This window comes from Metabacillus flavus (assembly GCF_018283675.1).
GTDB lineage: Bacteria > Bacillota > Bacilli > Bacillales > Bacillaceae > Metabacillus_B > Metabacillus_B flavus.
In genome coordinates this window covers 1,978,174-2,002,752 of record NZ_JAGVRK010000001.1, presented here as the reverse complement: position 1 = coordinate 2,002,752, position 24,579 = coordinate 1,978,174, and the positions used below count along the sequence as shown (strand labels likewise).

At 41.3% G+C, this 24,579-nt stretch carries 20 protein-coding genes and 1 pseudogene; 10 read left to right on the top strand and 11 right to left on the bottom strand.

Features of this window, described 5'->3' with window-relative positions; all coding sequences use genetic code 11:
• Positions 1-1,017: 1,017 nt before the first annotated feature.
• The 3 genes from J9317_RS20610 (at position 1,018) to mgrA (ending at position 4,955) form a co-directional block, all read left to right on the top strand.
• On the top strand, positions 1,018-1,539 hold the full coding sequence (locus tag J9317_RS20610) for a type 1 glutamine amidotransferase family protein (protein ID WP_249292117.1): 522 nt from the start codon (positions 1,018-1,020) through the stop codon (positions 1,537-1,539).
• A gap of 26 nt (positions 1,540-1,565) precedes the next feature.
• The gene (locus J9317_RS10255; protein ID WP_249292115.1) at positions 1,566-3,539 is read left to right on the top strand and encodes a cyanophycinase; all 1,974 of its coding nucleotides are present in this window, start codon (positions 1,566-1,568) and stop codon (positions 3,537-3,539) included.
• Between the two features lie 417 nt (positions 3,540-3,956).
• A complete protein-coding gene (gene mgrA, locus J9317_RS10250; RefSeq protein WP_211558328.1) occupies positions 3,957-4,955 on the top strand; it encodes an L-glyceraldehyde 3-phosphate reductase in 999 nt (332 codons plus the stop codon).
• A 297-nt stretch (positions 4,956-5,252) separates the two neighbouring features.
• Here the strand turns inward: mgrA and J9317_RS10245 are convergent, their stop codons facing one another.
• The 3 genes from J9317_RS10245 to J9317_RS10235 all read right to left on the bottom strand — a co-directional run bounded on the left by J9317_RS10245 (position 5,253) and on the right by J9317_RS10235 (position 7,546).
• A complete protein-coding gene (locus tag J9317_RS10245; RefSeq protein WP_211558327.1) occupies positions 5,253-5,885 on the bottom strand; it encodes a type 1 glutamine amidotransferase family protein in 633 nt (210 codons plus the stop codon).
• A 74-nt stretch (positions 5,886-5,959) separates the two neighbouring features.
• The gene (locus J9317_RS10240; protein ID WP_211558326.1) at positions 5,960-6,922 is read right to left on the bottom strand and encodes a helix-turn-helix transcriptional regulator; all 963 of its coding nucleotides are present in this window, start codon (positions 6,920-6,922) and stop codon (positions 5,960-5,962) included.
• 60 nt (positions 6,923-6,982) lie between these two features.
• Entirely contained in the window at positions 6,983-7,546 is a 564-nt protein-coding gene (locus J9317_RS10235; protein ID WP_211558325.1) for a recombinase family protein, read from the bottom strand.
• On the opposite strand from J9317_RS10235, the pseudogene J9317_RS20605 reads away from it, so the two are divergent.
• From J9317_RS20605 to J9317_RS10220, 4 genes and pseudogenes are all read left to right on the top strand, one after another.
• Positions 7,517-7,600: pseudogene (locus J9317_RS20605) on the top strand (ABC transporter ATP-binding protein); the annotation flags it as partial. The gene J9317_RS10235 and the pseudogene J9317_RS20605 overlap by 30 nt on opposite strands.
• A gap of 319 nt (positions 7,601-7,919) precedes the next feature.
• Positions 7,920-10,247: an RNA polymerase recycling motor HelD gene (helD, locus tag J9317_RS10230; protein ID WP_211558324.1), complete on the top strand. Its 2,328-nt coding sequence runs from the start codon at positions 7,920-7,922 to the stop codon at positions 10,245-10,247.
• Positions 10,248-10,423: 176 nt separating this feature from the next.
• Positions 10,424-11,407: an LAGLIDADG family homing endonuclease gene (locus tag J9317_RS10225; RefSeq protein ID WP_211558322.1), complete on the top strand. Its 984-nt coding sequence runs from the start codon at positions 10,424-10,426 to the stop codon at positions 11,405-11,407.
• 491 nt (positions 11,408-11,898) lie between these two features.
• Positions 11,899-12,084: a hypothetical protein gene (locus J9317_RS10220; RefSeq protein ID WP_211558320.1), complete on the top strand. Its 186-nt coding sequence runs from the start codon at positions 11,899-11,901 to the stop codon at positions 12,082-12,084.
• Between the two features lie 143 nt (positions 12,085-12,227).
• On the opposite strand, the gene trhO is transcribed toward J9317_RS10220, so the two are convergent.
• From trhO to J9317_RS10200, 4 genes are all read right to left on the bottom strand, one after another.
• The gene (gene trhO / locus J9317_RS10215; protein WP_211558318.1) at positions 12,228-13,202 is read right to left on the bottom strand and encodes an oxygen-dependent tRNA uridine(34) hydroxylase TrhO; all 975 of its coding nucleotides are present in this window, start codon (positions 13,200-13,202) and stop codon (positions 12,228-12,230) included.
• 146 nt (positions 13,203-13,348) lie between these two features.
• The gene (locus J9317_RS10210) at positions 13,349-14,140 is read right to left on the bottom strand and encodes an ABC transporter permease (protein WP_211558316.1); all 792 of its coding nucleotides are present in this window, start codon (positions 14,138-14,140) and stop codon (positions 13,349-13,351) included.
• Positions 14,130-14,762: an ABC transporter ATP-binding protein gene (locus tag J9317_RS10205; protein WP_211558314.1), complete on the bottom strand. Its 633-nt coding sequence runs from the start codon at positions 14,760-14,762 to the stop codon at positions 14,130-14,132. Before J9317_RS10205 ends, J9317_RS10210 begins: the two co-directional genes overlap by 11 nt.
• 113 nt (positions 14,763-14,875) lie before the next feature.
• A complete protein-coding gene (locus J9317_RS10200; protein ID WP_211558313.1) occupies positions 14,876-16,291 on the bottom strand; it encodes an alanine/glycine:cation symporter family protein in 1,416 nt (471 codons plus the stop codon).
• A gap of 147 nt (positions 16,292-16,438) precedes the next feature.
• Between J9317_RS10200 and J9317_RS10195 the strand changes: the two genes are divergently transcribed.
• On the top strand, positions 16,439-16,765 hold the full coding sequence (locus J9317_RS10195; RefSeq protein ID WP_211558312.1) for a hypothetical protein: 327 nt from the start codon (positions 16,439-16,441) through the stop codon (positions 16,763-16,765).
• A 169-nt stretch (positions 16,766-16,934) separates the two neighbouring features.
• Here J9317_RS10195 and J9317_RS10190 read toward each other — a convergent pair whose 3' ends face one another.
• The 4 genes from J9317_RS10190 to J9317_RS10175 form a co-directional block, all read right to left on the bottom strand.
• Positions 16,935-17,306 (bottom strand): DUF1499 domain-containing protein, encoded by a 372-nt coding sequence (locus J9317_RS10190; RefSeq protein ID WP_211558311.1) that lies wholly within the window; start codon positions 17,304-17,306, stop codon positions 16,935-16,937.
• Positions 17,307-17,411: 105 nt separating this feature from the next.
• The gene (gene parC, locus J9317_RS10185; protein ID WP_211558310.1) at positions 17,412-19,844 is read right to left on the bottom strand and encodes a DNA topoisomerase IV subunit A; all 2,433 of its coding nucleotides are present in this window, start codon (positions 19,842-19,844) and stop codon (positions 17,412-17,414) included.
• Positions 19,845-19,847: 3 nt separating this feature from the next.
• Positions 19,848-21,812 carry a DNA topoisomerase IV subunit B gene (gene parE, locus J9317_RS10180; protein ID WP_211558309.1) on the bottom strand — a complete coding sequence of 655 codons (1,965 nt, stop codon included), beginning with the start codon at positions 21,810-21,812 and terminating at the stop codon, positions 19,848-19,850.
• Between the two features lie 370 nt (positions 21,813-22,182).
• Complete coding sequence (locus J9317_RS10175) at positions 22,183-22,593, bottom strand: CoA-binding protein (protein ID WP_211558307.1); 411 nt, start codon at positions 22,591-22,593, stop codon at positions 22,183-22,185.
• A gap of 153 nt (positions 22,594-22,746) precedes the next feature.
• Here J9317_RS10175 and plsY point away from each other — a divergent pair, with 153 nt between their 5' ends.
• Both plsY and J9317_RS10165 read left to right on the top strand, forming a co-directional pair.
• Positions 22,747-23,340, top strand: coding sequence for a glycerol-3-phosphate 1-O-acyltransferase PlsY (gene plsY / locus J9317_RS10170; RefSeq protein ID WP_211558304.1), 594 nt, complete (start codon positions 22,747-22,749; stop codon positions 23,338-23,340).
• Between the two features lie 115 nt (positions 23,341-23,455).
• Entirely contained in the window at positions 23,456-24,577 is a 1,122-nt protein-coding gene (locus J9317_RS10165; protein WP_211558303.1) for a CapA family protein, read from the top strand.
• The last annotated feature ends 2 nt before the right edge of the window (positions 24,578-24,579 follow it).

The following is a 24,579-nucleotide window of genomic DNA, read 5'->3' as shown; positions in this document are numbered from 1 at the left end:
TTCCTCATGTGTCATCACATATATCAATTGGGTCTTATCCGATCATGATAAAGAACCAAATAAAACCATATACTCAATATTTTTAGAATAGTTAGAAATTAAAATTCTTTTTTATTAGTGACTAAATATTTTTAATCCTTTTCATTCAGGCATTTATAGCTACTCGATTATTTAAATATATGTGGGGGCCATGATTTGGCATGAATTTTGCATGCTTCATGACAAGTGGCTCTTATTCTAGAGGTCCATGAAAACGAGTGATTTGCTGGATGTGTGTGAAAGGAGGTGCAATTCAGACTGAACCGTCCCTATTTTTTACTTGTGATCTGACACAATGAATCCATTGGGGAAAAAAAGCCGACAGTAAAAGATTAATGATTGGGAGCTGATGCAATAAAAAGGTTTGTGAATTTATCTTTTCAAGGAATATCTGCGCAAGCCGCAGCCGCTATGGAAACACTGGCAACGTATCCGCTGTCACTTCATATGGAATTAACTTAATGGGTGGCGGTACAGATGTAGATAAAGCCATGCTGTGGATGCCACTCGCGGAGACTTTGTTGTGATCCGGACATCTGGAACAGATGGCTATAACCAGTATCTATATGATTTGGCACAAACCAATAACGCCAAGCTGGATCGGTCGAAACAATCCTGCTGAATAACCGTTATGCTTCTTCCAATTCATTTGTTTTAGATAAAATCAGCAAAGCGGAAGCGGTTTTTTTCGCAGGAGGCGATCAGTTCAATTATGTCGATTTCATCAAAAACACCCCTTTGGATGACGTGGCCAGGCGGAAGCAAGCAATTCATTTATATGGCGAAAACGTCATCTGCTCCGTCAAGCAGCTATGGAATAAGGATGTGGATATCATCAAGCTCCGTCCGGGCAATACGTTTGGTTCGCAGACATGGTCAAGGTCAAATGGATATACCTATAAGTTATCTTTCAAAACGGAGTCTTAACTTCTTCGAGCGGTTTTATATAAGGAAACTAAAAAATGAGGGGGACGTGCAATGAAAAAAAGGTTTAGTCTGTTTGCTGCAGCCTGTTTGCTTGCCTCGACAGTGAGTTTACCGGCAGCAAAGGCAAGTCAAATTACGAGCAGTGACATTAAAGGAAGTCTAGTCATCACCGGCGGGTCTCTTGGGAGCAGCAATGCAGCCGTCTATCAATCTTTTATTAAACTGGCAGGCGGAGAGAAACAGGCAAAAATCGGAATTGTTCCGGCAGCAAGCGGGAAACTGAAATCTTCGAATGACTTCAAAGCCGATTTAGAGAAATATGGGGTTAGGAAAGAAAACATTGAGGTTCTTCCTCTGTCGAATCACGATTTCAGTGATACGGATTTCGATGAAAGCAAGTGGAAGGACAATGTGAATAAAAAAGAATGGGCAGACCAAATCAAAAACTTTACAGCTATTTGGTTTGTTGGCGGCGATCAGCTTCGCATAACCGAGACATTAGTAGATAAGAAGGGAAAAAATTCAAACGTGCTTGATGCGATTTGGAATATGTATAAAAAGGCGGTGTCATAGGAGGAACAAGCGCCGGGGCGGCCATTATGAGTGATGTCATGATCACGGGCGGTGATAGTCTCGGAGGATTGAAGGGAGAATTTACAGAGAAAGATGAACCCCTTCAAAATAAAGAATATGAACAAGTTTATATTGAAAAAGGACTCGGATTTTTTCAATACGGAATCGTCGATCAGCACTTTGATGAAAGAGCAAGACTGGGCCGGCTTGCGGCTGCCGCCATTAATTATGAAAAGCGGAAGGACCTGTATAACTCATATGGAATTGATGAAGATACTGCACTGATTGTCCATAACCGGGAGAAAAAAGCAGAGATTGTCGGACGAGGCGGCGTAACCGTCATTGACACAAGCAAAGCAAAGCCTGCAAGCAAAAAAGTCCATCCGGTTAACAATGTTTCCGTCAGCTTTCTGTCACCGGGAGATCAAATCAATTATCAAACGAAGGAAATGACCATTCATCCGGATAAAGACGCGACGAAAGGCTATGAATACTATCAGTTCAAACCTTTGGATGCCACAGGATTATTGACGCCATATGGAAGATTAAAGCCGTATCTGGCCTATTCTCTGACGGATAATTCATCCACTCAATCTGTAAAAAGCTATTTGTATGACAGCAAAGGGAAAGGCTACGCATTAACTTTCAGTAAAACAGCATCTACCAATGGATACTGGGGCTACCAGGACGGTCAGAAAGATGATTATTCCATCACCAATGTAAAGCTTGATGCAGTTCCGGTTTCGGTCCAGGTCAAGAAAGATAAAACAGCATTTAAAAACTATAAACCATCAAATTTCAAGGTTCCTGAAAAAATAAACCGCGGAGATATTTCAGGTAATCTCGTTATAGCTGGAGGTGCACTCGGTTCAAGCAATGAGGCCGTTTATAAGAAGTTCTTAGATCTTGCCGGAGGAAATTCAAAAGCAAAAATCGGGATTATTCCTGCTGCAAGCGGATCTTTAAGCTCTTCGAATGCCTTTAAAAAAGACCTGGTCAAGTACGGGGTCAAAGAAGATCAGATTGAGATTCTTCCTATTTCCTCACACGACTTTAAAGGAACAGCAGAAGATGAGTCCAAGTGGAAGGAAAACAGGAACAGTGATAAAACAGCCGCAGCCATAAAAGAACTCAATGCCATTTGGTTTGTCGGAGGTGATCAGACGTACATCACAGAAGCGTTATTCAATCCGGATCAGACGGAATCCAAAGCTTTATCTGCTATATGGGATATTTATAAAAAGGGAGCCGTTTTAGGCGGAACGAGTGCCGGTGCAGCGATCATGAGCGACGTGATGCTTGCAGGCGGAGGCAGCCTGGATACCCTATCCAAAGGATTTACTGATACGTACAACGGAATCGAACAGCAGGAGGGAGGCCCCGGTTATTTGGAGAGAGGTCTCGGCTTTTTTCAAAACGGAATCATTGATCAGCACTTTGACAATAAATCAAGACTTGGCAGACTGATTGCAACAGCGTATGAAAAAGGAGACAGAACCCAGCTTTCCTTTGGCATAGATGAAGATACGGCTATGGTTGTCGATAATAAAGAACAGAAAGTGGAAGTCGTTGGACGGGCAGGATTGACGGTGGTCGATTTATCGAAAGCAGAAAGGAAAAAAGGGCAATACAAGAACATTTCCATCTCTGCTCTTGCAGCGGGAGATACAGTGGACATGGAACAAAAGAAATTTACCATAAGCTCACATAAAAACCGTACAAAAGGCTACGAATACGGGGATTTTAAAGCCGCTCCACATACAGGAGTCCTTACTCCGCACGGCACTTTAAAGAACTATCTGTCCTACAATCTGGTGGATAACAGCGGGGAGAAAATAGTAAAAAGCTATGCATTTGATCAAGGTACAGGAGTCGAACTGATCTTCCGGAAAACAGAGGAAACGGACGGCTTCTGGGGATATAAAGATGGAGGAAAGGACGATTATTCGGTAACCAATGTATTACTGGATATACATCCAGTTTCTGTTCGAATGAAGTAACGAATTATGAGAATCAATCCTTAGCGGGATTGATTCTTTTTTTGCCAGTCAAACATTCCTTAGACCAAATCCATACTGACCGTTATTAAGCGGCCTTGAGAAATTAAGACGGGTAATTTCTGAGCTATATATTCATTAGAGTCCATCATCCCCCCTTGAAGCCACCTTTGTTTAAACCTCAATGTATTAGTAATTGAAAAAACACCTGATGCTTGGAGTACCGATGTTTTCTCGTGAAAATAATTGCAGTCATTTTTCCTTGTAAGCGGTTTAGAGAAATAGTAAAATTTGAAGGGAATTTGTCAAATTGTGCAGAATGGGTGATAAACTTAAAAATAAAAGCACCTTTTTGTACGAATATTTTACTCTTATTACCGAAAAAACCTGTACATAAAATGGAAGTAGGAGGAGTTACTTATGGTATACCAAGCAGCGGAAAACCGCTATGAAAAAATGAAATATAACAGATGCGGGCAATCAGGTCTGCTCCTGCCGGCCATTTCCCTCGGACTGTGGCATAATTTCGGAGGCGTTGACCCATATGAAAATGGCCGGGCAATGCTGAGAAGAGCATTTGACTTAGGGATTACCCATTTTGACCTCGCCAACAATTATGGTCCACCGGCTGGATCTGCTGAAGAGATGTTTGGAAGCGTTTTAAAAACAGACTTTGCCCCTTACCGGGATGAAATGATTATTTCAACTAAAGCGGGATACTATATGTGGCCTGGCCCTTATGGAGAATGGGGATCCAAGAAATATTTAACAGCAAGCATTGACCAAAGCTTAAAACGATTGGGCCTTGATTATGTCGATATCTTTTACTCCCACCGTCCGGATCCTAACACACCGCTTGAGGAAACGATGGGAGCGCTTGATTCTATTGTTAAGCAAGGAAAAGCGCTATATGCCGGAATCTCCAGCTACAGTGCGGAGGAAACAGCAGAAGCGGTAAAAATCATGAATAGACTTGGAACACCAATCTTGATTCATCAGCCGAGTTATTCCATGCTGAACCGCTGGATTGAAGACGGTCTTCAGGATGTTCTTCAGGAAACTGGAGTCGGGTCTATTGCATTTTGTCCTTTGGCACAGGGACTGCTGACAAAGAAATATTTAGAAGGCGTTCCGGCTGATTCAAGAGCTGCCAAACCGAGCGGGGCGTTAGGGGAAGAAGCAGTAACGGATAGCGTGATTGAAAGTGTGAAAGAACTGAATGCACTTGCTGCTGAACGCGGTCAAAGCCTTGCGCAAATGGCTCTGGCATGGGTACTTCGCGGCGGGAAAGTGACTTCTGCTTTAATTGGAGCAAGCAGGGTCAGCCAAATTGAAGAGAACGTGGCAGCACTGGAAAATTTAGATTTTACAGATGGAGAGTTAATGAAGATTGATTCGATTTTGTTAAAAAGTGAATGAATTTTGTTAGGGCGTACATAGAACAGCAGGCAGAATCACGCCTGCTGTTATTTTGTTTGTAAAAAGATCAGGCGTTAATTTCACGAAAAAATTATTCTTGCATATAAGATTTCCGAATTTGTGCAGAACTCTTTTTATGGAAATAATGGCCTTGCATAAGGTTTCTTTACATACCTTTAAGGGGTGTCGTCAGGAAAACGCGGATTTAAAGCGATAAGGAAATTCCAAATTAAAAAGCCCAACTTCTTTGAAAATCAAATCAGAGAAATTGGCTTTTCCGTTACTATATTTATTTATTTATTTATTTATTGAGTTCATTAACTGGAAGAAATATTCAGGGTTATAAGTTTTATTTAGTTTATACCATGAATGTAAAGTATCTGGTGCAAATACATCTAATTTTTTAAGTACTTCCATCGCAAATTCGAGAGGAGCTAATCCTGATGCAGTAACCAAATTCGCATCAGATACTACAGGTTTCATCTCATAAAATTTTTCTCCTTTATAATTAGGACAGACCATTTTAATATACTCTAAGTTATTACTTGTATGCTTTCTTGAATCTAGGTATCCAATACTTGCAAGACCTTCAGTTGCACCACAAATGGCAGCAACAATAGTGCCAAGCTTTAAAGCTTCGCCGATTCTTTCCAAGATAGGCACATGAATGATTTCTCTCCAAGTAGTCCCTCCTGGTAAGATTAAAAGATCTTCACTCTCAAGAGTACATTCATCAAAGGGAATATCTGGTTTTATGCTCAGTCCTCCCATAGTAGTAATCATTTCTTTATTAGCTCCTACTGTAATTACTTTTAAAGGTGCTAAATCTTTTTTGAAATATCTTCCTGAGTTAAGTTCAGCAATTAAATATCCATATTCCCAGTCCGACATTGTATTAAATACATATAGAAAAGCTTTTTTTGATTGCATCCAATAACACTCCAATCATACTTGATATAGCTATTATAATAAAACTTCCCTGACAGTTAACGTCAGGGAAGTTTTCATACTTGATGAAATTTTATTAATTCCGATAGAACTTCAATAAGTCTTTTCTTTAGACTTATTGGTTCAATAACTTTAATAGATTTATTGTATGGTAAAAGTAAATAAGGTACATATGTATGTATCATATCTTTTTCAAGAAGAAAAACTGCTTGATTTGAAGTCCGTTCTTGTAAATAATGTCCTAAAAACCAATGTTGGCAAATATCAGCCAATACACTTTTATCCCCATTAATAACCAAACAAATAATCCCTTCCTTATCGTCTTTAGTTGGAAGAAGGCTTTTTATAAAAAACTCACGTGCTGAAAAATTTTCTGGCCGGTTAAACTTATTTTCGGTTAGCATTAAACTTTCAATTCGATCTACTCTAAAACTACGGATTTCATTTCTAAGATGACAAAATCCAATCACATACCACTTATTTTTCCAATAAATAATTTTGTACGGATCAACCAATCTATACTTTGATTGCTCTTCGCCACTTTTAAGGTATATAATTTTTACAGTGTATCCATCAGCTACGGCCTGCTCCAGCTTCCTCAAGAAAGTTTCCAAAGAAGGGGAGCTTAATCGACTTATTACTTCGAGACTGTTGAAATGTTGGTTTATCAGTGTTGCCTGTTCTTGATTAGAATAATTGCTTAACTTTGAAATAGCCCTATTTAGTGCCTCACCACCATAATATCCGGCTTCTTCTGCAAAAACAGCAGCATGATAAAGTGAGGTTTGCTCTTCAAGATCAAAAAAAAGAGGGGCTTCAATAAAATTGTTCAATAAAGTGTACCCGCCGTTATGCCCTGGTTCTGAAATTATAGGTACACCACTTGTGGAAAGTGTATCAATATAACGATACACAGTTCTTATATTCATCTCTAATTTTTCTGAAATATGTTGAGCAGTAATTTTTTCACCCGAACTAAGCATCCATAGGATTGCTAATATATTGTCAATTTTAGGCATATAATTCCACCTCTACAACGAATGAACTCTACTACATTTTCCGATTTTTGGTGTAACCCATCAATTGTTCCCTTCCGATAGCTTTTTATATAAAGAAGCCCTAGACACATTTGTAATTTCACAAATTGGATTTACAGTCATATTTCCTTCTTTATATAGCTTCACCGCATAATTCATTCCTGCATGATTTTTATGATACTTCTTTGATCGGCCTTTAAACTTTCCTTCTTTCTTGGCCAGGTCAATCCCTTCACGTTGACTCATACGAATAAGGTCTCGTTCTAATTGATTAACACCAGCCATTATCGTAATTAAGAATTGGCTGTATGGATTATCCTCTGATAAATCTAACCAAGTATCCTTTATAGATTTTAAATTTTCCTTTCTGTCCCTTATGCAGTCAATCAATTCAAATAAATCCTGCGTACTTCGAGTGATCCGAGTTAAGTCTGTAACATAAATTATGTCACCCTCATGTAAATACTCTAACATTTTTTGAAGTTGCTCACGATCCTTAGTTGCTCCAGAAACTTTTTCTTCAAAAATAATATCTACTCCAATTTCGTTAAAGTGATGAAATTGCCTCAATGGATTTTGGCTAGTGAACTGATAGGAAATCCCCAAATCATTTTCCTCGACGAACCAACACCCGGACTTGATCCCGAGGCGCGCCTCGATGGTATGTCACTGAACCCAATGCTTTAAGGGAGGTGTTAGTTTCGCTGCCAAACGTAAAAAAGCCTGATTTCTTAAGGTCAATCAAAAGAAATCAGGCTTTTTATTGAAAATTGGTTATCTTGTATATACGCGCTGCCTGCAGAAGTCATGTATTCATCATAGCGAGGATCGGTAAAATTCATTGAAAAACATGAAAAACTATGGTAGATTTAGAGGGATATATGATTATATGTATTTTAGTTAATATTATCCCTATAATAATTATACGTTATAATTCACTTTCCAGTCAACCCCTATTTTTAGAAAAGGAGTGTTTGGTATGAATATGGCTATTCGCCAGGAGCAAGAACGGGTGAACCGTGTAATGGAAACCATAACAGATCAAATGAATCGATTGGAGGGCGAAACTTCGAGGCGCCGGAAGGAAGTAGTGGATATTCGCAAGCACTTTTGGGATGAAATTAAAGTAAATCTTGATACGTTTGACGATTATCTCGAGACCATTATCGGCTTGAGGCAAGAGGCGCAAGCTTTATCCGTAAGCCAAAGCACCCACAAGCATGCAACTAAAAGGTTATCTTCGCTGCAGCGCATGAAGGAGATTCCATATTTCGGGCGAATTGATTTTATTGAAGAAGGTACATCAGGCGCGGAACGAATTTATATCGGCATTTCTACACTCACGGATACAAGCGGAGAACATTTCCTAATTTATGACTGGAGGGCACCCGTCTCAAGTGTCTACTACGATTGCGCGCCAGGACCTGCCAAGTATGCTACACCTGGAGGCGACATAATGGGCTTACTTGAGAAAAAGTGGCAATATCTCATTCGCGGCGGCAAGATTGAATCGATGTTCGATACAAGTCTGACGATTGGTGACGAGATTTTACAGCAAGTGCTCGGTAAAGGTACTGACAAACAGATGCATAGTATAGTAGCTACCATTCAACAAGAGCAAAACCGGATCATCCGGCATGATCGCGGGAGGATGCTTATCGTACACGGCGCTGCAGGCAGCGGTAAGACTTCAGCTGCTCTGCAGAGGATTGCTTACCTGCTTTATAAATATAGGGAAATGCTAAATGCCGATCAAATTATTCTTTTCTCACCAAACTCCATGTTTAATAGCTATGTATCGAATGTATTGCCGGAGCTCGGGGAAGAGAATATGCAGCAGGCTACCTTCCAGGAGTACTTGGACCACCGTCTGGAAAGTGAGTTTCAAATAGAAAACCCCTATGATCAGCTGGAATACGTATTGACTGCAGCGGATGACCCGTTGTACAGAACGAGGATATCGGGAATCCGTTTTAAGGCTGCCGCCCATTTTTATGAGGCTATTCAATTATACAGGGAGTCGCTCGAGTCATCAGGAATGATATTTAAAGGGATTATTTTCAGAGGAAAGCCGCTAATTACTGCAAAACAAATCGAAGAAAAGTTTTATACAAGCGACTCGTCGCTGCGTTTTCACAACAGGCTTGAAAAATTGAAGGATTGGCTCATTAAGCAAATAGATGAAGCCGAGAAGCATGAACAGAAGAAGCCTTGGGTTCAGGAGGAAATCGAACTGCTTAGCAACGAGGAGTACCATAAGGCGTATACCTATTTAGCGAAAAAGCGCGGCTATGCAGGCGAGTCCATTCATGATTATGAGATGGAGCCTAAATTGCTGGCCCGCTTAATTGTCCGTCAGAAATTAAAGCCTTTGCGAAAACGGATTAAGGCTTTTCGTTTCGTTAACATTAAGGAAATTTATAAGCAGTTTTTTACAGAACCGAACCAGATCAGCCAATGGATGGACGGGGAAGCGCCAGAAGAATGGGCAGGTATTTGCCAATTGACAGTAAAAATGCTGAATGAAAATAAACTATTATACGAAGATGCTACTCCGTATTTGCTATTGAAAGAGCTCATTCACGGCTTTCAGACGAACAATTCGATTAAACATGTCATTGTAGATGAGGCGCAGGATTATTCTCCTTTTCAGTTTGAGTTTTTAAAAAGGTTATTTCCTTCAGCAAGAATGACCGTGCTCGGTGACTTTAACCAGGCCATATTTGCCCATGCTAGTGAAATGGCCGACTTTCAAACGCTTAACGGCTTGTACGGTCCCGATGAAACGTATGCGATCAATTTGACGCGCAGCTACAGATCCACTAAACCAATCGTCGAATTTACACGCACACTCGTACCGAACGGCGAAGAAATTACTCCTTTTGAACGCGATGGAGAGAAACCGGAATTGACCCAAGTATCCAATCAATCCGATTTACATCGCTCCATAGCTTCCAAAGTTGCAGAATTGCGGAATCGAGAATGCAGCACAATAGCGGTTATTTGCAAATCTGCCGCGGAAAGTGCAGCTGCATACGAGTCCTTGAGCGGGATAGATGGAATTAAGCTTATGAAGAGCGGGTCGATGGACTATGAGCAAGGCGTTATCGTGATACCAGCGTATTTGGCAAAAGGAATCGAATTTGACGCGGTTATTATTTATAACGCTTCAGCGGAAGTATATGGGGATGAGAGCCTGCGGAGACTGTTTTATACCGCATGCACCCGGGCTATGCATTACTTGCAGCTGTACAGCGTTGGCGGACCGAGTCCATTTCTATGCGATTTTAAGCCGGAAAAACAATAGTCCACAGCGAAATAAAAACGGATTTAAAGGGGGATTGCCTTTTAAATCCGTTTTTATCATGTAATAAGAATTCAGAAAAACTGAGAACTTCAATTCAAAGCAAAATGATAGATATTTAGAACATTTGTTCGTATAATGAGGAGGTGGAAGTATTTACTATTGGGAGATGATAGCCGATGGGAAATGAGAAAAAGCGCAGAAATGGCAGAAAGAGAACGATGGAAATTGAAGACATGATTAAACAATATCAAGAAGGGAAGGGTACTAAAGAAATCGCAGAGGCAGCAAACGTTTCCCAAGGCTATGTCCGTCTGATTTTCAGAGAGCATAACGTGACTTTAAGGCCTTTCGGGCATTGGCACAGAAAATACCAGTTGAATGAACACTATTTCAAAACATGGTCTAACAACATGGCTTACATACTGGGATTTTTCTATGCAGATGGCTTTATTGCAAGTGCGCAGCAAACAGTCAGCTTTGCTCAAAAAGATAAAACGATACTGGAGCAGATAAAAAAAGAAATGCAATCAGATCAAGTCTTATACCAAAATAAGCAAACGGGTGTGTTTATGCTAAATTTGAACAGCAAAATTATGAAGGATGATCTCATTCAATTATTTGGGATTTCATCTAACAAGTCATCAGAGGCGGTGTTTCCTGAAATTCCAGATGAATATTTAAACCATTTTATTAGGGGATATTTCGATGGGGATGGATATGTAAATCCTGAAAAAAACGTAGTAAGTTTTGTAGGGGGTTCGCAGCAGTATTTACAAGCACTCTTAAAAATTTTACAGAATAAAGGTTTTAATGTATATCTTAAAGAAATCGAAAAGAGCTATTCTAGAGTGATCATTTCAGGGAAACGATCAATTTATATGTTTGGCCAATGGATTTACAGCAATAGAAATTTATACTTAAAAAGAAAATATGAATTATTTCAGCAGCAATCTTTGAACCAAGAACAACTAGAGGATCGTAAACTCTCAAGAACCAAGAAAGCAGTATTAGAAAGAAAAAAACAATTTGCTGAAATATATAAGATAAACCAATCTATTGAAGATACTTGTGCTGAAATAGGTATTCAGCTAAACACATATCAGAAATGGTTGAGAACTGATGCTACCTTTCAAAATAGGATTAAAAATGACTTCAAATGAACACTGGGGGAAACCTGGTGTTTTTAAAAATATTTTTTCGCGGTTTACATAATATATATTCTAGTCAGTTCTGAAAATAAATCAATTTCCGTCTCAATACCTAAGTATACTTAGGATAATGAGACGGAAGCGAAATTTATCATCTAATTTATTATCCAGTTTAATATCATTCACCCATCTATATTTTACAATCTGTTTTTAATTGGATCTGGTTTTGCTTGATTCTTTGCTATTTATCCGCTTATTTTCATTTGAATTGTTCTGCAGCCATCAATTAGAATCAATACAAATTTTCTCGCTGCGACGCTTTAAACTCTGAATTTCCTCCAGGCACTTCTTCCAGTTTAATGACAATTTTGACATTTAGGAAATTTACGTTTTTCCGCTTAGTATCCAACTCACTAACCCTAAATGAAAATTTAAACCTGCAGTTTGCCTGTTTATAAATGTTTTGCTTTTGTCCTTATCCAATGCCCAGGATCCCGAATTGCATGTGCTGGAATCAAGCACAGCGTCCAGATCTCAGCAGCATCTTAGGATTCAAAAGTGCAAATCCGGCAAAAAGACCAGCCCTTTCAATTGCAATTGGCTGGTCTTTTTTATTTGATACTCAGATCTTTTCATCGTATAAAACACGTAACTATAATCTTCATTATGCCGTTCATATAATTGAATGACGTTAAGCATTCTCCTTCCTCTCCCTTGTTTCTTAGATTGTAAGAGGGAATATTTTCATCTCCTATAATCAGATGAATTCTACTTACCTCGAGAAAAAAGCCTGCAGAAATTTTTAAAATTCCTGCAGGCTTTGTTATTTTATTCAGCTCATCGCTGGCATAGTATTCTCTTGCTTAAGCTCTTCCAGTTTCCGGAGAATATCATCTTCACTCAGGTTATGTTTTTCAACATAAAGGTTTCTTGGGTGGACGAGACATTCTTCAGAGCAGCTGCGATAATGCTTTTCTTCATTTTCCTCTGAAGCTAAAATCTGTTTGTTGCAAACAGGATTTGCACAATTTGTATATCTTTCACATGGTTCGCCTGTAAAATAGTCTTTGCCGACGATGACATGCTCTTTGCGGTTAACTGGAACACTGATGCGTTCATCGAAAACATAGCATTGTCCATCCCACAAATCACCTTGAACTTCAGCGTCCTTACCGTAAGTGACAATTCCTCCGTGAAGCTGGGCAACATCCTCAAATCCTTCTTTCAAAAGAAAACCGGAGAACTTTTCACAGCGAATTCCGCCTGTGCAGTAGGTAAGAATTTTTTTGCCTTCCAGCAGCTCCTTATTTTCGCGAATCCAATCAGGAAGCTCACGGAAAGCGTGAATATCAGGCTTTATCGCGCCTCTAAAATGTCCTAGATCATATTCATAATCGTTTCGTGCATCAAGAACAATGGTATCTTCCTGCTGTAATGCCTCATGGAACTCTTTAGGACTGTAATACTTCCCGGTAATTTCTTTAGGATTCACATCATCCTCAAGACGCAGTGTCACCAATTCCTTTCTCGGGCGAACGTGCATCTTTTTGAATGCATGCTGATCGGCTTCATCGATTTTAAAAACCATATCCGCAAAACGGGCATCGTTTTTCATTGCATTCATATAGGCTTCCGTTTGCTCGAATGAGCCGGAAACCGTTCCGTTGATTCCCTCATTTGCTACAAGAATACGGCCTTTAAGCTCCAGCTCCTTGCAGAATGCCAAATGGCTTGCAGCAAACTCTTCAGGGTCTTCTATCGTTACATAGTTGTAATACAGCAATACTCTGTATGGTTTGGTTGACATATATTATCACCTGTCTATTTATATTTGCAAGATATAAATGCTCGAGGTCAGTTTATCTTAGCAACAGTATATTTTAAAGGTTTTTTTCTCTTTTATCAAGTTTTTTTCTATTCTGAAAAAGAAATATGACGGAGTCCCTGCCGGTTCTAGTCCTCTTTGTAAACAAGCTGGGCTCTTTTGTTAAAAAACAGCTTTGTTCCGAGGTGGATGAAAAGGATCACGCACAGTGCCGTACTGCCCGTTATACTTAACAAAACAACAATTTGGTACTCAATAGCAACAAGAGGACTTGCACCTGCAAGAATTTGTCCAGTCATCATGCCTGGTAGAAAGACAATTCCCATTCCGAGCATGTTGTTCAATGTGGGCAAAATCGCGGAATCAAATGCAGAATTGACAATCGATTTCGAAGCATCCTCAGGCTTAGCTCCGAGCATCAGCGCTCCTTCTACATAATTCTTTTGTTTCCTCATACCTTCCGTCATGTTCTTTACTCCTAATGTAATTCCTGTCATGGAGTTTCCGATGATCATTCCCGCTATCGGAATGAAGTAACGCGGTTCATACCATGGTTCAAAGTGAACCACGACAAAATTGAAGAACAGTAGGCTTGCAATGGATCCTGAAAACATGGAAATGGCGATAACTGTTTTCATTTTTTTGGATAAGTATTCATCGATTTGCCGGTAGATATTAATAATAGCGAAGGTTTCCATAATCAAAACAATTAAAATAGATATAAACGGATTTGGCTTTTCAAATATGTATGTAAGGATGTAGCCTACTAAAATTAGCTGCACAGACATTCTTGTAGTGGCTATAATAATTTTCCACTCTCGTCTGATTCCCCTTCTCTTAACAATGGCAAGAAGCAGAACAATAAACCCGTACGCAGCAATGAGTCTCCATAAGTCGATATTTATCATGTTATGCTTCATTTGTCTTGTCCCTTTTTTGCTTTTTTAATGTGATGATGGAGTCACTGTATTTCTCTGCGATTTCATTAGAATGGGTGACCATTATGACCGTCTTTCCTTTTACGGCTTCTAGAAACGTCCGAACTATTTCATCCTCGGTGCCTTCATCCAAAGCGGAAGTAGGCTCATCCAGCAGAAAGCACTCAGGTTCCATCAAATACACGCGAGCCAGCGCAAGCCTTTGCTTCTCTCCGCCTGATAAATCTTCAGCAGATTGATCCAGTTCCTTATCCAGTTTGACAAGCGCTAAGACATTTTTAAGTGCATCCGTTGAAACGGGCAGTTTTTCAGAAAAGATTCTGCCAATCTGCAGATTGTCTTCAACCGATCCTTCAAAAATAACAGGCTGCTGGGCAAGCATGACCACTTCCCTTCGATGGGTAATGGCGTTTCCCTCACTAACGTCACTGTTTTTATATTGAATTCTCCCGCTGTCGGGTGATAGAAGAATATTCAGCATTTTCAGCAGAGTAGATTTTCCCGCTCCGCTTTCTCCGATAATGCTTGTTACCTTCCCTTCTTCCATTTTCATATGGCTGATGGACAGTATGTCTTTATATACCAGATCTGAGATCGTAAACATTCCGTGACCTTCTTTCTTCCCGCTCTTTCTGCTTATTCTAAAGCATTTTTCCACTCTTTTGCGAAAGATAAACTAAAAGAGCGCTGTTTTATCATAACAGCGCTCTTCAGTCTTTACTTATTCAGTCGATTTTCATTCCATGCTTCAATGTTTTTCAAGCCCGGCACGGAGTCTTCTGTAAATACCGGGTCTATTCCTTCTCTGCGTTGCTTCAGATAATGATTCATCACTTTTACCGCAATTCCAGCGAGCAGAGTAATGGCTACCAGGTTAACGATTGCCATCGTGCCCATAAATACATCAGCAAGATCCCATACAAGCTGGAAGCCTGAAACGGATCCAAAAACGACCATTATAAGAACAGCTATTCTGTAAACCAAAAGCAAGCTCATGTTTGTATTCATGAATTCAATATTCGTTTCACCATAATAATAATTCCCTATAATCGAGCTGTAAGCAAATAAGAAAATACTGACTGCAACGAAAATCTGCGCCCATCCTCCAATATGATGGCTTAATGCTGCTTGTGTAAGCTGAATGCCTTCCAAGTCCGCATTTGGTGTCAGATCATAAAGAAGAATCATGAATGCTGTTGCACTGCAGACCATAATCGTATCAAAAAATACACCAAGGGATTGTATAAAGCCCTGTTTTGCAGGATGGGATACATGTGCGGTGGCTGCCGCATTGGGTGCGCTCCCCATCCCTGCTTCGTTGGAAAATAGCCCGCGTTTAATTCCTTGCATCATTGCTGCACCCACAGCACCGCCCGCTGCAGAGTCTAAGCCAAATGCAGAAGAAAAAATATGACCGATGACTGCAGGCACCTGTGTAATATTTACGATAACAACGAACAGCGCGACTAATATATATAAACCGGCCATCACTGGTACGATCAGCTGAGTCGCAGCCACAATTCGTTTCAGTCCTCCAAAAATGATAAACGCTGTGATAATGACCAATATACCGGCCATAACCGATTTATTTACATTAAATGCGGATTCGAATGCAAGAGAGATTGTATTCGCTTGGACTGCATTAAAGATTAGTCCAAAACAGAGTGTAATCAAAATGGCAAACAGAATGCCCATCCATCTCTGCCCAAGGGCCCTCTCCATGTAGTAGGCCGGACCGCCACGGTACTGATCCCCGTCTTTCACTTTATAAACCTGAGCAAGCGTGCTTTCAACGAATGCAGTTGCCATTCCAATTAAAGCTATAAGCCACATCCAGAAAACAGCTCCAGGACCGCCTAATGCGATGGCAATAGCTACACCGGCAATGTTTCCTGTTCCTACCCGCGAAGCCGCACTTATAAAGAATGCCTGCAGAGAAGAAACTCCTTTTCCACCTTCGCCTGAAGTCATGTTTTTATCACCAAGCAGTTTAATCATTTCTCCAAAATGGCGAAATTGAACAAACTTTGTACGAATTGTAAAAAATATTCCTAATATGATGAGCATATAAATTAATAATTTACTCCACAGTAAATCAAGATACCCATAAAATAATCCATTGATGAAATCCATATAAAGCCTCCATTATGAATTTTGATGTTAGAAAACCTAACACGACCTGATTTATTATATCAAATGAATAAACATTGTCTAGATTTTTTTCTTTCCAACCCTGTTGTATCATGCTAGAATACCCATATTAGGAGGTGATGGGACGCCATGTTTCGTTATACGGTTATTCTTTTCATGTTTACCCTATCGGCACTCCTCATGACGAATGTCCACTTCCACCATAGTGACGGAGCTTCACATAAAATGATTGAAGAGGGATCCATTCAGATTAGTGAGCCAGACCTGCATGCTGCAGATCATAATAAGGTTATACCGTTTCCGGTTCATTCTTATTCCTTATTAGCTGCTCTAGTTGTTTTGCTGACCAGTCTAATGATCCTTACAATAAAAAGGAAAAGTCAGCTGCAATATTTTCTCATGGCTGTCTTCTATCAATCTTCTTATTTTCGAACATTCGCGCGCATTCATGCATAGGCAAAAATCTATGTAAAGGGGGCAAACCGAATGTTCTGGTTAAGAGCAATCATGGTTTCCGGATTTTCCTTAACAGCTGCTACACTGCTGTTTTATCAAGGAAACGAAATCATACACGCGTTTATGAATCTATTTTCAGACAAATAATCTTTAAAGGAAGAGCGGCACGTTAAACGTGCTGCTTTTCTTTTTCTTGAAAGCTCTGCAAAATCCGCTCCGCTCTCCTCCGATTCACTCCAAAGTCTGAATACCCCATTCTCGATGACGATTTGATATGAACCTTTTTGTTTTCCGAATCAAACCAAATTTCTACATCATCCTTAAACCTTAGCCATTTTGTCTGGAAAATGCAGCGTATGTATACCGTATCCTCTTCTTCTACCGATACCCGGTCCATGGACGTTAACAGGTCCTTCATAATTGCCATGGCCTCTCCTTCTGATAGGATGTATGAAGCCGGACGAATTTGCTGAGGCTTCTCCTGATTAAAAGTAGAAACACAGTTTTTTGAGTTTTTGTCGCACGCATGAATTCGATTCATATCGTTCCCTCCCTATTGTTCTTCTCCATTTATTCCCTTGCGGCCAAGGAAGAAAACTTCAGCAAAAAGAAAAACCTGAGATTCAGTCTCTCAGGCATTCGGTATCTATTCTGTTATCCAGCCGTTTGTCCAAATTTCTGTAACATTGCCGGCTTCGTGCTCATCCACAGCAAACGAACCATTGCTGTAGCGGTCATTGTTTCGGTAAGAGCTGGAGCGCACGGACTCAACAAGTCCTTTTGCGGTTTTCAGGTAAATCATCACATCTTTATTCGTCAGGAAGGATCCCATCAGGCGATGAGGGTTCTTTTTTAGCTCTCTAAGCATAATCAGGCCGCGCTTAGCCCGGGAAGTCCGCTCAAATTCTGCAGTCAGATCCATTCGTTTTACAGCGCCTCTTTGCGTCACAATCAGTATGGAAGGAGCCGTGTTTTTCTCGAAGATCTGACCGCTGATGACGAAATCGTCCGGCTTCAGGCTGATTCCTTTCACTCCTGCTGCCCTCGCACCTACTAAACTTACTTCCTCTTCCCCAAACCATAGACCGTATCCAAGGTGTGTGGTGAGGAATAATTCGGATTGTCCACCAGTTAAGTGCAGATCGATCAGCTCGTCGTCTTCTTTTAAGTTGAGGGCAACTAGCGGTTTTGAATAACGCTGCGCCTTATAAGCCGTAAGCTCAGTTCTTTTCACCATGCCGTTCTTCGTGATGAACAGCAAGTAATGGTGCTCCGTGAATTCTTTAACCGGTATGGCCTTAAGAATGCATTCGTTCCGGTCAATCGGTATGATATTGGCGATATGCTGACCCATGTCTTTCCAGCGGATATCAGGCAGAGTATGAACAGGACAGTACAGGTAGCTGCCTTTGTTAGTAAAGAGGAGCAGAACATCCTTCGTATTCATCTCCAGCTGGGAAATCAGCCTGTCTTTTTCTTTCATGCCGAATTCCTGGCCGCTTGAAGCGGAGAAGGAACGCTGGCTCGTCCGCTTGATATAGCCATCCTTTGTCACGGTTACGATTACATCTTCAGACGCAACCATCACTTCAAGATTGATTTTAATCTCTTCAATTTCTGCTTCAATAATGGATCTGCGATCATCCTGATAGGTTTTTTTCAGTTTTTTCAAGTCGTTCTTGATTACTTGGAATAATGTTTTCTCATTATTCAAGATCCCTTCAAGTTCAAGGATTTTGCGGTCAAGCTCACTCGCTTCTTCCCTTAGAGCGGTAATGTCTGTATTGGTCAGACGGTATAGCTGCAAGGTTACAATGGCTTCAGCCTGAGGCTCGGTAAATCCGAAGGAAGAAATCAGATTTTCTTTTGCATTCTTTTTATCCGTTGAGGCACGGATAACCGAAATGACCTGATCCAGGATAGAAAGAGCCTTTATAAGGCCATCCACGATGTGATGGCGCTCTTTTGCTTTCCTCAGCTCATACACAGACCGGTTTGTAATGACTTCCTTCTGGTGGGTGATGTAGGCATCCAGGATGGAAGGAAGCGTCATGAGCGTTGGTCTGCGTCCCGCTATTGCGACCATATTAAAATTATACGGGATTTGGAGGTCGCTGTTTTTATATAGATAGTTCAGGACGCCAGCTGCATTTGCATCTTTTTTGAGTTCAACCACAACACGCAGTCCCGTACGGTCGGTTTCATCGCGAACCTCGGAGATGCCTTCCACTTTCCGTTCAATCCGGAATTCATCCATTTTCTTGACAAGATTCGCTTTGTTAACCTCGTAGGGGATTTCTGTGATCACAATTTGCTGCCGGCCGCCCTTTAGGTTCTCTATTTCTGCTTTGCTGCGGATGATGATTTTGCCTTTTCCTGTTTCATAGGCTTTTTTAATGCCCTCAATGCCCTGAATGATACCGCCTGTAGGAAAATCCGGCCCCTTAACGACTTCCATTAAATCGTCAACGGTACAGTCCGGATGATCGATCCGTTTGATGACACCATCTATGACTTCTCCTAAATGATGAGGTGGAATCTCCGTTGCATAACCAGCTGAAATTCCGGTTGAACCGTTAACAAGAAGGTTCGGGTATTTCGCAGGGAGAACGACAGGCTCTGCACTTGTATCATCAAAGTTTGGAATAAATTCTACCGTTTCTTTGTCAATGTCTCTTAAAAGCTCAGAAGCGATTGCAGAAAGACGGGCTTCCGTATAACGCATCGCTGCGGGCGGGTCACCGTCCACACTTCCGTTGTTTCCATGCATCTCTACAAGCAGGTTGCGCACTTTCCAGTCCTGGCTCATCCGCACCATAGCCTCATAAACAGAGGAGTCTCCATGCGGATGGTAGTTCCCGATGACATTACCGACGGTTTTAGCTGATTTTCTGAAGCCTTTTTCCTGGGTGTTACCTTCTGCATACATGGCATAAAGGATTCTTCTTTGGACCGGCTTTAATCCATCCCTGGCATCCGGCAGGGCACGGTCCTGAATAATGTATTTACTGTAACGTCCGAAACGGTCGCCTAATACTTCTTCTAATGGCAAGTCATGAAATTTTTCTGTTTGCGCCATAGATTAATCCTCCTCTGCGACCGACAAATTTTCATTTTCCAAAATATTGCTTTCATCTTCCAGGCCAAACGCTACATTGCGCTCAATCCATTTTCTGCGCGGTTCAACTTTATCACCCATTAAGGTCGTGACACGGCGCTCGGCTCTTGCTGCATCATCGATTCTCACCCGGATGAGGGTCCGTGTTTCAGGGTTCATCGTCGTTTCCCACAGCTGGTCAGCGTTCATTTCGCCAAGACCTTTATAACGCTGGATGATAGTTCCCCGGCCAACTTTCTTTTGAACCACTTTAAGCTCTTCATCTGACCATGCATATTCAGCTATTTCTTTTCTGCCGGTCCCTTTGCTCACCTTGTAAAGCGGAGGCAGCGCGATAAAAACCTTCCCGGCTTCTATCAGCGGTTTCATATACCGGTAGAAAAAGGTGAGAAGAAGCACTTGGATATGCGCTCCGTCAGTATCGGCATCTGTCATGATGACTACTTTATCGTAATTAATGTCTTCAACCATGAATTCGGCACCGACGCCGCCTCCAATGGCATGAATAATCGTATTGATTTCTTCATTTTTAAAAATATCCTGAAGCTTCGCCTTTTCCGTATTGATGACTTTTCCTCTCAAAGGAAGAACAGCCTGGAACTTGCGGTCTCGTCCTTGTTTCGCAGAGCCGCCGGCTGAATCCCCCTCCACGAGGTAAAGCTCATTCCTCTGCGGATTTCGGGACTGTGCTGGTGTCAGTTTTCCGCTTAAATTTGTTTCAGAACGCTTTCTTTTCTTCCCGCTTCTTGCCTCTTCCCGTGCTTTACGGGCTGCTTCCCTTGCCTGGTAAGCTTTAATGGATTTACGGACGAGCAGGGTGCTCGTTTCCGGGTTTTCCTCAAAGAAATAGGCCAGATGCTCAGAAACAATGGCGTCAACAGCTGACCTTGCTTCGCTCGTACCAAGCTTGCCCTTTGTTTGGCCTTCAAATTGCAAAAGCTCTTCTGGAATTCTGACAGAAACGATCGCGGATAAACCTTCCCGGATGTCAGATCCTTCAAGGTTTTTATCCTTCTCTTTTAAGAGCCCTGCTTTTCTGGCATACTCGTTGAATGCCCGGGTCATGGCAGTCTTGGCTCCTGCTTCATGTGTGCCGCCGTCTTTTGTCCGTACATTGTTGACAAATGATAAAATATTTTCGGAGTATCCATCGTTAAACTGGAAGGCAAACTCTGCTTCGATTCCGTTTTGAGATCCCTCAAAGGACACCACCGGATTGAGCGAGTCTTTCTCTTCATTCAGATATTCCACAAAGGCTTCAATTCCGGTTTCATAAAAGTACGTTTCCTCCAGCTGATCCCGCTCATCCTTCAGCTGAATTTTAAACCCTTTCAGCAAAAAGGCAGATTCTCTTAAGCGTTCGCTTAGAGTTTCAAAATTATAGACGGTTGCACTGAATATAATCGGGTCCGGCTTGAAGTGGATCGTTGTACCGGTTTTATTCGTTTTACCCTTTTTCTCCAGGGTAGTGACAGGCTTGCCGCCGTTTTCAAAACGCTGTTCATAAATAAAACCGTCCCGGCAAATGGTGACAGTCAGCCATTCAGACAGAGCGTTCACAACGGATGCTCCAACACCGTGAAGTCCGCCGCTCGTTTTATAGCCTCCCTGGCCAAACTTACCGCCGGCATGAAGAACCGTTAAAATGACCTCCGGAGTGGGTTTTCCCATTTTGTGCATTCCGGTAGGCATCCCCCGTCCTTTATCTTTAACGGATATGCTATTATCCTTGTGGATGATGACGGTGATTTCATCCCCAAAGCCTGCTAAGGCCTCATCCACTGAGTTATCTACGATTTCATAAACAAGATGATGAAGCCCTCTGCTATCTGTGCTTCCAATATACATTCCCGGCCGTTTTCTGACTGCATCCAGCCCTTCCAGCACTTGTATAGCATCATCGTTGTAGTCAAATTGCTGCTTAACCAAAGACTTGTACTCCTTTCAACCATCCGCTATCTTTCTCTCTTTACGAGAACGTGTGTTTCTATATTGTATCGCATGATCCCCGCTTAAGACAAGGTATGCCCTGCTGAGCATGAATCATCGCTTTATTTCATCCCTTTATTAATTAGAAAAATTTACATGAAAGGAATGTGTCCAAGCACTATTTTATCTTTTCCGCTGTATTTCGCAAACCTAAATTTGTCAGGAACGGTGAATTTTCTTGAAAAAGTGTAGAAAATGGATCAGTTTTATGAGGGAATTTGCTGCAGCTTTAATGGCGGAATGCAGGTATAGGGAAAGAATCTGAGAAAAGAATGGAAAGAAGGCCGCTCCATTGGAGGGCCGGACTTTCTTATTTAGTCAACGCATGTTCAACTTTAATGCAGCGGTCCATGATGACCGTATATCCTTTTTCTTTAAGCATATGATAAGTTTCTTCATGTGCAACACCAAGCTGGGACCAGAAAACCTTTGCATCAATCTTCAAAAAATCCTCCGCAGCGTCTGGCAGAAATTCGGATCTTCGGAATACATTCACAATATCTACCGGTCCTTTAATGCTTTTTAGATCAGGTACCGCTTTTACGCCAAGAGCTTCATCGATTGCAGGGTTAACCGGGATTATTTCATAGCCGGCTGCTTGCATCGCTTTGCTGACCATATAGGAGGTTCGATTAGGATCTGATGAAAGCCCTACAACTGCAATTCGTTTGCTTGTCTTTAATATCTTGCGAATCTCGTCTCTTGAAGGATTTTCAATCATGTCAGCTCACTCCTTTTCTTTTATTGTATAGAAGATTCCGGACTTTAGGCAAATTTATAGGTAAAGAAGATTTTAACTGGATGCTAGTTGAATATCTCCTGTCATGATAAACTATAGATAATTATAGTTAGAAATAAAGGAGTACGGACGTTCATGATTATAGCGCTTATTATCATTATTGCTTATTTGCTTGGTTCCATTCCTTCAGGTCTCGTAGTTGGGAAAGCCGGATACGGGATTGATATCCGGGAGCATGGGAGCGGGAATCTGGGGGGAACCAATGCGTTCAGAACCCTGGGCGTAAAAGCGGGATTGATTGTGACCCTCTCAGATATTTTAAAAGGAACAGCTGCTGCATCCGTTCCCCTTTGGTTCGGAAGTGAATTCCACCCGCTGCTTGCCGGAATATTTGCAGTTGTAGGCCATATGTTCCCTGTGTTCGCGAAATTTAAAGGCGGAAAAGCGGTGGCGACGTCAGGCGGGGTCCTGCTGTTCTACGCTCCTGTTCTTTTTATCACGATGCTCGCATTTTTCTTTATACTTCTGCTGCTGACTAAGTATGTGTCCCTATCCTCTATGCTCTCAGGAGTGTATGCAGTTGTCTTTTCGGTTGTACTTGGAGATGTATGGCTGATTGCAATCACATGCGTTATGACCTTTTTCGTTATTTACAGGCATCGGGCAAACATTAGCAGAATCCGTAATGGCACAGAGCCTAAAGTCCGTTTTGGGAAAAAAGCAGTCTAGTCCAGAGCTGTCCTTGAGTAGGACAGCTTTTTTCTGCTCTTTTATTTCCATCGATATTCCGCTATGATGAAAAGACAAAGATTCAGCAATCCATTAAAGATAAGGAATAAAGGCCATGAAAAAAATCATAATGACCTGCTTGATTATTGTTGTTTGCCTGACGATATCTGCGTTCTTGTTAGTAAACCGAAAAAGTGAGAAGACGCGCCTCATTATGAAACACCCCTCCAATCATTTATCCAACTCCTATAAACCTTATAAAGCGGAAGCCCTCCTTTCTGCTGCTGGTGATTTTCTTGTTCACAGCCAAGTCTATACAGATGCCCTTACAGGTCAAAATAAATACAATTTTAACCCGATGCTTCAAGAAATTCGTTCCTTTTTTAAAGATGCGGACCTCGCTTTTATCAATCAGGAATCAGTACTTGGCGGTGCATCAATCGGAGTGTCCTCCTACCCATCGTTCAATTCGCCTTATGAAGCAGGAGATGCTTTAATAAATGCGGGGATCGATATCGTGAATATGGCAAACAACCATACACTTGATAAAGGCCCTGGAGGCATCTATAATGCGATTACATACTATGAGAAAAAAGGGCTCACCTATATTGGAGCCTATAAAAATACAAGAGATTCCCTTACTCCAAGGGTGATTAATAAAAATGGAATTAAATTTGGATTTCTGGGCTATACATATGGAACAAACGGAATTCCGGTTCCTTCAGGAAAGCGCTTCCTTGTTAATTTAATGGATGTTGAAAAAATGAAAAGGGATATAAAAGAAATCAAACCCTTATCTGATTTTGTTATTGTCAGCGTACACTGGGGAATGGAATATCAGCGTTTTCCGAACGAGGATCAGGAGAGGATTGCTGCAATCCTGGCTGATGCGGGGACAGATGTCATCATTGGACACCATCCGCATGTCCTGCAGCCAATGGAATGGATTGCGGGTAAGAATGGGAGACGAACCCTTGTTGTTTACTCATTAGGCAACTTTCTGTCCGGTCAGCAGGGAGAATATAAAGATATCGGGGGAATTGTACAGATTCCTTTTACTAAATCATCCTCAGGCACATCTGTAAAGGCAAGTGTAGGCAATCCTGAATTTATTCCCACAATCGTAACCAATCAAGATAAGGAAAAGTATCGGGTGAAAATATTGAAGGATGTGAATCCGAAGCTCAACCGGTCCATTGAAAACCATGTGCTCTCCCCTCTGAAAACAATCAAATGAGC

Excerpts from the sequence above, each read along its gene's own strand:
- J9317_RS10240 (WP_211558326.1), bottom strand. The coding sequence starts at position 6,922 with ATGCCTAAAATTGACAATATATTAGCAATCCTATGGATGCTTAGTTCG.
- mgrA (WP_211558328.1), top strand. The coding sequence starts at position 3,957 with ATGGTATACCAAGCAGCGGAAAACCGCTATGAAAAAATGAAATATAAC.
- helD (WP_211558324.1), top strand. The coding sequence starts at position 7,920 with ATGAATATGGCTATTCGCCAGGAGCAAGAACGGGTGAACCGTGTAATG.
- J9317_RS20610 (WP_249292117.1), top strand. The coding sequence starts at position 1,018 with ATGAAAAAAAGGTTTAGTCTGTTTGCTGCAGCCTGTTTGCTTGCCTCG.
- J9317_RS10210 (WP_211558316.1), bottom strand. The coding sequence starts at position 14,140 with ATGAAGCATAACATGATAAATATCGACTTATGGAGACTCATTGCTGCG.
- J9317_RS10200 (WP_211558313.1), bottom strand. The coding sequence starts at position 16,291 with ATGGATTTCATCAATGGATTATTTTATGGGTATCTTGATTTACTGTGG.
- J9317_RS10195 (WP_211558312.1), top strand. The coding sequence starts at position 16,439 with ATGTTTCGTTATACGGTTATTCTTTTCATGTTTACCCTATCGGCACTC.
- J9317_RS10245 (WP_211558327.1), bottom strand. The coding sequence starts at position 5,885 with ATGCAATCAAAAAAAGCTTTTCTATATGTATTTAATACAATGTCGGAC.
- J9317_RS10255 (WP_249292115.1), top strand. The coding sequence starts at position 1,566 with ATGAGTGATGTCATGATCACGGGCGGTGATAGTCTCGGAGGATTGAAG.
- plsY (WP_211558304.1), top strand. The coding sequence starts at position 22,747 with ATGATTATAGCGCTTATTATCATTATTGCTTATTTGCTTGGTTCCATT.
- trhO (WP_211558318.1), bottom strand. The coding sequence starts at position 13,202 with ATGTCAACCAAACCATACAGAGTATTGCTGTATTACAACTATGTAACG.
- J9317_RS10175 (WP_211558307.1), bottom strand. The coding sequence starts at position 22,593 with ATGATTGAAAATCCTTCAAGAGACGAGATTCGCAAGATATTAAAGACA.
- J9317_RS10225 (WP_211558322.1), top strand. The coding sequence starts at position 10,424 with ATGGGAAATGAGAAAAAGCGCAGAAATGGCAGAAAGAGAACGATGGAA.
- J9317_RS10165 (WP_211558303.1), top strand. The coding sequence starts at position 23,456 with ATGAAAAAAATCATAATGACCTGCTTGATTATTGTTGTTTGCCTGACG.
- parC (WP_211558310.1), bottom strand. The coding sequence starts at position 19,844 with ATGGCGCAAACAGAAAAATTTCATGACTTGCCATTAGAAGAAGTATTA.
- J9317_RS10220 (WP_211558320.1), top strand. The coding sequence starts at position 11,899 with ATGTGCTGGAATCAAGCACAGCGTCCAGATCTCAGCAGCATCTTAGGA.
- J9317_RS10190 (WP_211558311.1), bottom strand. The coding sequence starts at position 17,306 with ATGAATCGAATTCATGCGTGCGACAAAAACTCAAAAAACTGTGTTTCT.
- J9317_RS10205 (WP_211558314.1), bottom strand. The coding sequence starts at position 14,762 with ATGTTTACGATCTCAGATCTGGTATATAAAGACATACTGTCCATCAGC.